The organism is Streptomyces sp. PU-14G (assembly GCF_041028275.1).
In the GTDB taxonomy this organism is placed as follows: Bacteria; Actinomycetota; Actinomycetes; order Streptomycetales; family Streptomycetaceae; genus Streptomyces.
In genome coordinates this window covers 1-6,952 of the sequence record NZ_JASKYT010000376.1, presented here as the reverse complement: position 1 = coordinate 6,952, position 6,952 = coordinate 1, and the positions used below count along the sequence as shown (strand labels likewise).

The following is a 6,952-nucleotide window of genomic DNA, read 5'->3' as shown; positions in this document are numbered from 1 at the left end:
TCCCCGTACCGCCCCAAGGCCCGCCGGGTGCCCGGGCGCGGGGCGGCCGTGGGCAGCCGGGCGCGGGGTCACGTGGCGCGCGGACCGGCCGGACGGCCGAGGCGCCGGGTCCGGCCCGTGCCAAGGGAGCCTTGGGGCGGTACGGGGAGGACCTCGCGGCGCGACGGCTGCGCGAAGCGGGAATGACGATCCTGGAGCGCAACTGGCGCTGCGCGGAAGGCGAGATCGACCTGATCGCGCGCGACGCGGACGCGGTGGTGATCTGCGAGGTCAAGACCCGCAGGGCCGTTCCCTTCCAGCACCCCATGGCGAGCCTACCGCCGGCGAAGACGGCCCGTCTGCGCCGCCTGGCGGCGCGCTGGCTCACCGAGTGCTGGATCGCCCGTTACGGGCAACCGCCCGTGGGCGGTGTCCGTATCGATCTCGTCGGCATCGTCCTTCCCGACCGTGGTGCGCCCGTGCTCCAGCACGTCCAGGGGGTGGGCTGATGGGGTTCGCCCGTACGTGCGGGGTGGCGCTGGTCGGCGTCGAGGGAGTGCTGGTCGAGGTCCAGGCCGACCTGGAGCCGGGGGTCGCCGCCTTCACCCTGGTGGGGCTGCCGGACAAGAGCCTGACCGAGAGCCGGGATCGGGTGCGCGCGGCCGTGGTCAACACCGGAGTGCCCTGGCCGCAGAAGAAGCTCACCGTGGGCCTCAGCCCCGCTTCGGTACCGAAGGGCGGCAGCGGCTTCGACATCGCGGTCGCGTGTGCCGTCCTGGCAGCGGCCGAACGCATCGACCCGCGCGAGATCGCCGAGGTGGTGATGATCGGCGAACTGGGCCTTGACGGCCGCGTACTGCCGGTGCGGGGTGTCCTGCCCGCCGTCCTGGCGGCGGCCGACGCGGGGTACCGGCAGGTGGTCGTGCCCGAACAGACGGCGGCCGAGGCGTCGCTGGTCCCGGACGTCTCCGTGGTGGGCGTGCGCAGCCTGGGCCAGCTCATCGCGGTGCTCAACGACGAGCCGGTGCCCGAGGAGCCGGAGCGCCCGGACGCAGGCCTGCCCGGAACCGTCCACGCGGGTCTCGCCGGGCTCCCCGCCGCAGCGCCCGGGCTGACGGGACTGCTGGCCGAGGAGCGCCCTCTCGACCTGGCCGAAGTCACCGGACAACGGCATGCGCGGCGCGCCTTGGAGATCGCCGCGGCCGGACGCCACCACCTCTTCTTCAAGGGCCCACCGGGTGCCGGGAAGACCATGCTGGCCGAGCGCCTGCCGGGTCTGCTGCCTCCACTCAGCCGCAAGGAAGCACTGGAGGTGACGGCCGTGCACTCGATCGCGGGGGCGCTGCCGCCGGGCCAACCGCTGGTCGCCCGGCCGCCCTACTGCGCGCCGCACCATTCGGCGACCATGGCGTCACTGGTCGGCGGAGGTTCCGGTGTGCCCCGCCCCGGCGCGGTCTCGCTCGCCCACCATGGCGTTCTCTTTCTGGACGAGGCCGCGGAATGCAGCGCCCGAGTCCTGGATGCGATGCGGCAGCCCCTGGAGTCCGGGCACGTCCTGGTGGCGCGGGCCGCGGGCATGATGCGCATGCCGGCCCGTTTCCTGCTCGCCCTGGCCGCGAATCCCTGTCCCTGCGGACTACACGGCAGCGCCGCTGCCGCGTGCGAGTGCAGGCCTGCTTCGGTGCGCCAGTACCGTGCCAGGCTCTCGGGACCACTGCTGGACCGGGTCGATCTTCGGGTCCTGGTCGAGCCGCTCGCCCGCTCCGAGCTGATGGCGGCCGTCGGGGGCGGGGAGCCCACCGCCGTGGTGGCCGCCCGCGTGCTGGAAGCGCGGGACCGCGCCGCCACGCGGTACGCCGGCACACCGTGGCAGACCAACAGCGACGTGCCGGGTCACGAGCTGCGCACCCGCCATCCCGCGCTGCCGGGGGCGCTCAACGAGGCGGAGGACGAGTTGGAGCGCGGCATACTCACCGCTCGTGGTCTCGACCGGGTGCTGCGGGTCGCGTGGACGGTCGCCGACCTGGCAGGCCACGACAGGCCGACCCGTAGCGACGTCAACTACGCACTGGCGCTGCGGACCGGCGTCCACCGAGGCGCCCTCGTCCCGGAGGTGCCCGCATGACCGGCGACGGCACACGGCCGACGAAGCGGCCCCGCCCCCGGCCGGGTTCCGCGCCCCGCACACGCTCGTCTCGCTCCACAGCCCCCACCACCTGCGCATCCTCGTCAGACACGGACACGGACACGGACACGGACACGGTCACCGGCACGGACCTGGACATCGACACCGCAGATTCCGCAGATTCCGCAGATTCCTCGGAGGCCTCGGAGACCGCGGAGGCCTCGGAGACCGCGGGGCCGGCGAACGCCCCGGCACGGGTCGCGACGACGCCGCGGAGGCCCCGGAGAGAGTCCTCCGCGTGGTCGGAGCGGCTGGCCCGAGCGGCCCTGGCCCGCATCACCGAACCGGGGGACGAGCAGATGGGTCGGTGGGTCGCGGCCCATGGCGCGTGCGCGGTGGTCGAAGCGGTGCGCGGATCGGGGGCGCCGCTCGACGGCGCCGGCGAACAGCGCTGGGCAGGGTTGCGACTGCGGGCCGCCGATGCCCGGCCCGACGTGGACCTCGCCGCCATCGAGCGGCTCGGTGGCCGGTTCGTCTGCCCCGGTGACCCGGAATGGCCGAGTCAGCTGGCCGACCTCGGCCCTGCGCAGCCCCTCGGACTGTGGGTCAACGGAGTTCCGTCGCTGCGTGTGTGGGCGCTGCGTTCGGTGGCGCTTGTCGGCGCCCGCGCCTGCACCGAATACGGCGCCCACTGCGCCGCCGTGCTCGCCGCCGGCCTGGCCGAGCGAGGGTGGACGGTCGTCTCCGGAGCCGCCTACGGCATCGACGCGGCAGCGCACCGAGGCGCTCTCGCCGGTCGCGGGCCCACTGTGGGCGTCCTGGCGTGCGGGGTGGATGTCGCCTACCCACCCGGAAACCAGGAGTTGATCCGGGCGCTGGGAGAGCGCGGTCTGCTCGTGGCCGAACTGCCGCCGGGTGCTCATCCGACCCGCAGCAGGTTCGTCCTGCGCAACCGCGTGATCGCGGCGCTCACCCGGGGCACGGTCGTGGTCGAGGCCGCGCTGCGCAGTGGCGCGCTGGTCACGGCGCGCCGCGCGATCAGGCTGGGGCGCCACGTCATGGGTATGCCGGGCCCGGTCACCTCCGGCCTCTCGCAGGGCGTGCACGAACTCCTGCGCGGTGAGGCCACGGTGGTCACCGATCCCGCCGAAGTGATCGAGCTCGTCGGAGCGATGGGAGAGCTCGCTCCCCGCCGCCGGGGGCCCGCCGTACCGCGCGACGCGCTGAGTCGCAGCGCCTCCCTTGTGCTGGAAGCGGTCCCGGGGCGAGGCGTGAGCGACCCGGCCCAAATTGCCCGCTCCGCGGGTGTACCCGCCGGAGTCGTCCTCGCCCGGCTCCATGAGCTGCGAGCCCTCGGGTTCGTCGAACGGGACGGTGACCACTGGCAGTTGGCCCGCTACCGCAAGGGGCACACCATCGAGTGATGAGGCGGTCCTTGACCTGGGGCTATCGGGTGAAAAGCTGAGCCGTGCGCCCTCGCCGGGGCGGCACGGGCCATGCGAGGCTCCGCACCCTGGCCCGTGCCCGGTCACCCGCACCGCGCCCGCCGTGCGGCCCTGCCGGGACATGGCGGCACAGAGCACGCCAGCACGGAGGAGGAAGAACGATACGTCGCACGTTGCGACGCCGCGGTCACGTTACGCTCACACCGTCTCCCCGCGAGACGCACGTGTCCGCGCATCAACAGACCACCACTACCCAGCAGAACGGCTCAAGGCGACGTATGCCTCAGCACATCTCCGGGCCCGACCGCACAGCCGCAGCGGCTTCCGCCGCCACACGCGCCGTGGTCGACGACAACGCGCCCAGGACTGCGCCCAGCTCGCTGGATGAACTCTGGCGGTCCTACAAGGCCACAGCCGACAGCAGGCTGCGTGAACAGCTGATCCTGCACTATTCGCCGCTGGTCAAGTACGTCGCGGGCCGAGTCAGTGTGGGCCTGCCCGCCAACGTGGAGCAGGCCGACTTCGTCTCTTCCGGGGTGTTCGGACTCATCGACGCCATCGAGAAGTTCGACCCCTCCCGCTCCATCAAGTTCGAGACCTACGCCATCACCCGCATCCGGGGGGCGATGATCGACGAACTGCGGGCGCTCGACTGGATTCCGCGTTCGGTGCGTCAGAAAGCCCGTGCGGTGGAGCGTGCGTACGCCACTCTGGAAGCCAAGCTCCGGCGCAGCCCGTCGGAGGCCGAGGTGGCCGGCGAGATGGGCATCGAGACGGAGGAACTGCACGGCGTCTTCAGCCAGTTGTCGCTGGCCAACGTCGTCGCCCTCGAAGAGCTCCTGCACGTCGGCGGTGACGGGGGAGACCGGCTGAGCCTCGTGGACACTCTCGAGGACACCGCCGCGGACAACCCCGTAGAGGTCGCGGAGGACCGCGAACTGCGCCGCTTGCTTGCCCGGGCCATCAACACCCTGCCGGACCGCGAGAAGACGGTGGTCACTCTCTACTACTACGAGGGCCTCACCCTCGCCGAGATCGGCCAGGTGCTCGGAGTCACCGAGAGCAGAGTCAGCCAGATCCATACCAAATCGGTTCTGCAGCTCCGCGCCAAGCTCGCCGACGCCGGCCGCTGATGTGTCGGCCGACCCCCGTACGTCCACGGGGGGGCGCGGCTCTGCCGGGTCCGGGACAGGCCCGCAGGATCGATTCGCCGGGACTCGTGTGAACCGTGGACCAGGGTCCGTAAGCTGGAGCCGTGCCCAGGATTCGAGCGGCCTCCGTGGCCGAGCACCGGAACATGCAGCGCGCGGCCCTGCTGGACGCCGCCCGGTCGCTGCTGTCCGAGGGCGGGACCGAAGCCCTGACCTTTCCCGCCCTCGCCCAGCACACCGGCCTCGCGCGCTCCTCCGTGTACGAGTACTTCCGCTCCCGCGCCGCAGTCGTGGAAGAGCTGTGCGCCGTCGACTTCCCGGTGTGGGCGGCCGAGGTGGAGTCGGCGATGCGGGCCGCGGAGACGCCGGAAGGCAAGGTCGAGGCCTACGTCCGTCAGCAGCTCGCACTCGTCGGGGACCGCCGCCACCGCGCCGTCGTCGCGATCTCCGCGGGTGAGCTGGACGCGGGGGCCCGCGAACGGATCAGGGCCGCGCACGGGGGACTGATCTCCATGGTCGTCGAAGCACTCGGCGATCTCGGCCACGAGCAGCCCCGCCTTGCCGCGATGCTCCTCCAGGGGGTCGTGGACGCGGGGGTGCGCCGCATCGAGCTGGGCGCCGCCGAAGCGCCCGAGCAGATCGCCGAAGCCGCCGTCTCCATGGCGCTGAACGGCGTGCGCGGCTGACCCCGCTGTTACGGCTGAGTTTGCTGCTGCCTCTGCTGCCTTCGCTGTCGCGGCTGTCGGCGTCGTTGCGGCGGTGCGACGTCGGCAGCGTGGGCGACGTCGGCAGCGTCGGCGTCGTGGCCTTCGCGGCTCTGGCGGAAGCCGATGTCGTACCCCGCCGTCCGGTTCGGCTTCGCAAGAGGCGGTGGGCCCAGAGCGCGCAGGCGGTCAGCGCGGCTGTCGCGCTCCAGGTGGCGAGGTCGCCCGGGTCGGTGGAGGGGGCCGGAGAGGCTTTCCGGGGCGGAGCGGCGATGCCCTTGCCCGTCTTCGACTCCTGCCCTTCCTGCCCTCTCGCCGCTTCGGGGACCGGCACCCCGAAGATCGGGAGCAGCCGGGATCGGCCGCCCAGCAGGGAAGCGGGCAACAGGGAGAGCGGATCGAGGTAGCGGTCGCCGCGCAGGAGTCCCCAGTGCAGACACGTGCGGGGACAGTGCTGCCCGCGAACGACCGTTCCGACCTTCTCGCCGGCCTCCACTCGGTCGCCCTTGTGCACGGAAGGCCGCACGGGCTGGTAGGTCGTTCGCAGCGGCGGCCGGCCCGTTCCCGACAGCTCGATCGAGACGACCCCGCGTCCCGCGACCTTCCCCGCGAAGGAAACCTTCCCCGCAGCCACCGCCCGCACCGGTTGGCCCGGGCGGGCCGCGAGGTCCACCCCCCGGTGGCCGGGGGCCCACCGCTGGGGCGGTGGATCCCAGCCGCGGGGCACGCGTGGCCGCCGGGCGCCGTCCGCCCCTTCGACCGGCCAGTTCCGGCCGACGGCCCGGCGGCCGGTTCGGTGCGCGGCTGCCGAGCCCTCCGCGTGTTGCCGGGGAACTCCCGCACCCGCGGGCGTGGGGTGGGCATCGGGTGCGGGAGGTTTGGATGGCCATGGCGTGCTGGGCGGGACGGCGGCGAAGCTCACCGTCGGCCACGCCCCCAGCCACACCAGCGCCAGCGCGCCGAGGACCGCTCCGGACCGCAGCAGCGCGCGTGATGTGGCGCAGCGGGCGCTCCTTTCCTGGGGCCGGGCGTTGCGCCGTGTGGGAAAGGCGGCAAAGAGGGAGAGAAAGGCCCGGGCGCTCACCGGAGCAATCCGTACCTCTCCGCTCGGCAGCCACGACGGCCGCGTGCTGGTGCGTGCCCCCTCGGCCGGGGGCCTGTGCCATGTCATGCGGAAACCGTCGCGCGGATCGCCGGCCTTCGGGGATCATGGCCGGGATCTGTGGACAACTGGAGGGTTGTGGACAACGCCGTCACTCGTGTGAGTGGGTGGGACCGTCGCCAGAGGCCCCGTACACGCCTCAGCCCACCCGTGCGTGACCGACCTGCCCTCCGCTCCCACTAAGCTCCTGCCCCTTCCATCCCCGGGACCTCTTCCACCACCGGGACCTCTTCTGTCCCCAGGGCCTCTGCCGCCCCCGGGACCCCTCCCGTCCCCCCCCCCCCCCCCCCCCCCCCCCCCCCCCCCCCCCCCCCCCCCCCCCCCCCCCCCCCCCCCCCGCCGTCACTCGTGTGAGTGGGTGGGACCGTCGCCAGAGGCCCCGTACA

Annotated in this window: 5 protein-coding genes and 1 pseudogene; 5 read left to right on the top strand and 1 reads right to left on the bottom strand. The window is 73.2% G+C overall.

What is annotated here, in order from left to right; all coding sequences use genetic code 11:
• Positions 1–131: 131 nt before the first annotated feature.
• The 5 genes from AB8Z75_RS29235 (at position 132) to AB8Z75_RS29215 (ending at position 5,386) form a co-directional block, all read left to right on the top strand.
• On the top strand, positions 132–488 hold the full coding sequence (locus tag AB8Z75_RS29235) for a YraN family protein (RefSeq protein ID WP_369207201.1): 357 nt from the start codon (positions 132–134) through the stop codon (positions 486–488).
• Positions 488–2,104 (top strand): YifB family Mg chelatase-like AAA ATPase, encoded by a 1,617-nt coding sequence (locus AB8Z75_RS29230; RefSeq protein ID WP_369207196.1) that lies wholly within the window; start codon positions 488–490, stop codon positions 2,102–2,104. The genes AB8Z75_RS29235 and AB8Z75_RS29230 overlap by 1 nt, the downstream gene beginning before the upstream one ends.
• A gap of 311 nt (positions 2,105–2,415) precedes the next feature.
• Positions 2,416–3,528 (top strand): DNA-processing protein DprA, encoded by a 1,113-nt coding sequence (dprA, locus tag AB8Z75_RS29225; protein ID WP_369207200.1) that lies wholly within the window; start codon positions 2,416–2,418, stop codon positions 3,526–3,528.
• 299 nt (positions 3,529–3,827) lie between these two features.
• Positions 3,828–4,682 carry an RNA polymerase sigma factor WhiG gene (gene whiG / locus AB8Z75_RS29220; protein ID WP_369207194.1) on the top strand — a complete coding sequence of 285 codons (855 nt, stop codon included), beginning with the start codon at positions 3,828–3,830 and terminating at the stop codon, positions 4,680–4,682.
• A 164-nt stretch (positions 4,683–4,846) separates the two neighbouring features.
• Positions 4,847–5,386, top strand: coding sequence for a TetR/AcrR family transcriptional regulator (locus AB8Z75_RS29215; RefSeq protein ID WP_369207198.1), 540 nt, complete (start codon positions 4,847–4,849; stop codon positions 5,384–5,386).
• A gap of 207 nt (positions 5,387–5,593) precedes the next feature.
• On the opposite strand, the pseudogene AB8Z75_RS29210 reads toward AB8Z75_RS29215, so the two are convergent.
• A pseudogene (locus tag AB8Z75_RS29210) lies at positions 5,594–6,326 on the bottom strand (murein hydrolase activator EnvC).
• Between the last annotated feature and the right edge of the window lie 626 nt (positions 6,327–6,952).